The following is a 2,284-nucleotide window of genomic DNA, read 5'->3' as shown; positions in this document are numbered from 1 at the left end:
ATCACAATGTGATTATGTATGTGTTCTGTATCCGCATGCGTATAAATAGCAACTTGATAGTCTTTTGCAACCGATTGGGCTAACTCTAAGCCAATTGCATTGGCTTGCTCTGGTGTTACTTCTCCAGGTTTAAAAGACTGAATGATGGTATGCGCCTGGATCCCATGATCCTTGCCATACAGCATTCTCAATTCCTTAAAGTTTGATTTCGCATAATCAATGTCACAATTATGACCACTTTTTTCTACTGCACGTTTTTCAGCATAGTTGATTGTTTTACTTGCTGATTTTGTGTTTCCTAATTTAGTCGTTGCCATAACTCATTCACTTCTTTTCGTAATTGCTCGATATTGTAATTTAAACGCTCCCAGTCTATATTACCCTCCTTATGCGTATGACAATATTTTGCAATTTGATTCATATTGTTTCCCATCTGACTTAAATTCCTAGCAATGATTTGTCTCGTCTTTTTATCAAATTTCGGAGAAACTAATCGACTCCCCTGTGCCTTCTTCTTTACAAAGTTTGGCACACTCAACTGCAAAGTTTCAGCTGACTGCTGCAACTTTGCAAATTCGTCATCACTCACACGAAAACTGATTTGTCTGCGCTCTTTCCGGTTCGGCTCTCTCCGTAAATTGCTAGCCATATCATTATCTTGTTCACTCATTAAATCCCATCCCTTCATTCCGTTTCCAACGGAAGCGCCATTCCAAATTGGTCGTAATATCTCCAATTTTATCATCGGCGCAAGGGATTTGGTAAGCTTCGCATTTGCTAGCCATTCCATGGCGCAAATACAGCTTGTCGGGGGTTTCCCCCAATCCCCCTTTTGTTTTTGCTCACGCAAAAAATGGCTTGCTTTCGCTAGCCATAAAAAATATAAAAACCTTGGACGTTTTCCAAACCTACTGGGGAAAACATCCCCAGACCCCCTTTATCAAACTCCCCAACCCCTCACTCCTTGAGGGGCTCCCTCGCCGGTAAGCAGGCCAAAACGTTCCGTTTTGACATTCCAAGAGGGTCTTGGTGCAGTGCAGTTGTCAACTCCTTAATGCTCACTTCGTTCCGCTTACCGTTGACAACACTCTTTTTTTACCTTTCTATCTATTCAATCGTTTAGCAATTAATTTTTTAAATTCGAACAATAAAAACATTTTTACATACATATAATTATATCATTTCAAAAAGAAAGGATCTCGTTTATGATTACCATTAGTTTATGTATGATTGTCAAAAATGAAGAACATACCTTACCTCATTGTTTACAATCTATTGGGGATCTGGTAGATGAAATTATCATTGTCGATACAGGTTCTACGGATCAAACGATCCAAATTGCGAAAAAATGGACATCACATGTCTATGAAATTCCTTGGGCATTTCATTTTAGTCAAGCACGCAATGCTTCTTTTCAGTATGCTTCCAAAGATTACATCATGTGGCTAGATGCGGATGATATCTTGCAACCTTCGGCGCAAAAAAAATTACAACAACTGAAACAATCTCTTGATCCTACGATCGAAGCTGTTAGTATGAAATATAACATCCAAACAAAGGTGGGAATCGAACAAACACAGCGCATTCGCTTAGTAAAACGTGAAGCAGGATTTCAATGGGAAGGGATTGTTCATGAAGATTTACAACGAAAAGAACCCTATACTCATTTCCCATCTGATATTGTGATCACTCATACAAAAACAACACAAACTTCTCCGCAACGAAATATTGAATTATATCAACGTGCGATTGAACAAGAACATATTTTTTCTCTACAAGATCATTTTCATTATGCTAGAGAAAACTTATTCCAAAAGGATTATCGAATTGCGGAACAACATTTTCACATGTGTTTAGCATTTGAAGAGTTGTCACAGGAAAGTCGTATGACTGTCTATCATCAATTAGCTACCTGTTATGGCTTAACCAATCAAATCGAAAAAGAACAAGAAATCACCTTACAAGCTTTATCTTTAGATATGCCTTATCCTCCCTTTAGTTGCCGCATGGGCGAACATTTTTTACGACAAGGGAACATAGAAGCCGCTATTTTTTGGTATACGACAGCTTATCAACAAAAACCATCACTTCGTTATGCTTGGATGCTGAATCAAACTGCTTTTTATACATGGGTTCCCCATCAACAATTGGCACATTGTTATGAACAGCTTGGTGACCACAAAAAAGCAAAACGACATCAACAAAAAGCAAAACAATTTCAACAGAAATAACCCAATCAAATATAAATTTGATTGGGTTATTTCTTCTTTTTTCTATCAAAACA

The 2,284-nt window shown here is 37.9% G+C and carries 3 protein-coding genes; 1 reads left to right on the top strand and 2 read right to left on the bottom strand.

Translation table 11 applies throughout. From position 1 onward, the window contains the following. Both JDS99_RS30405 and JDS99_RS30400 read right to left on the bottom strand, forming a co-directional pair. On the bottom strand, window positions 1–317 hold a 317-nt coding region (locus tag JDS99_RS30405; RefSeq protein ID WP_199696439.1), incomplete at its 3' end, for a relaxase/mobilization nuclease domain-containing protein. Beyond that, window positions 299–670 carry a plasmid mobilization protein gene (locus JDS99_RS30400; protein WP_199696441.1) on the bottom strand — a complete coding sequence of 124 codons (372 nt, stop codon included), beginning with the start codon at window positions 668–670 and terminating at the stop codon, window positions 299–301. The genes JDS99_RS30405 and JDS99_RS30400, both read right to left, overlap by 19 nt. 535 nt (window positions 671–1,205) lie before the next feature. On the opposite strand from JDS99_RS30400, the gene JDS99_RS30395 reads away from it, so the two are divergent. After that, the gene (locus JDS99_RS30395; RefSeq protein ID WP_242475811.1) at window positions 1,206–2,231 is read left to right on the top strand and encodes a tetratricopeptide repeat-containing glycosyltransferase family 2 protein; all 1,026 of its coding nucleotides are present in this window, start codon (window positions 1,206–1,208) and stop codon (window positions 2,229–2,231) included. Window positions 2,232–2,284: the final 53 nt, after the last annotated feature.

It is taken from the genome of Bacillus cereus group sp. N6 (assembly GCF_016483705.1).
Taxonomy (GTDB): Bacteria; Bacillota; Bacilli; order Bacillales; family Bacillaceae_G; genus Bacillus_A; species Bacillus_A wiedmannii.
The sequence above is the reverse complement of the archived record's forward strand: the minus strand, read 5'-3'. Positions and strand labels throughout refer to the sequence as shown.

Bases quoted from the DNA above. Each gene is read 5' to 3' on its own strand.
- JDS99_RS30400 (WP_199696441.1), bottom strand. From the start codon at position 670: ATGAGTGAACAAGATAATGATATGGCTAGCAATTTACGGAGAGAGCCG.
- JDS99_RS30395 (WP_242475811.1), top strand. From the start codon at position 1,206: ATGATTACCATTAGTTTATGTATGATTGTCAAAAATGAAGAACATACC.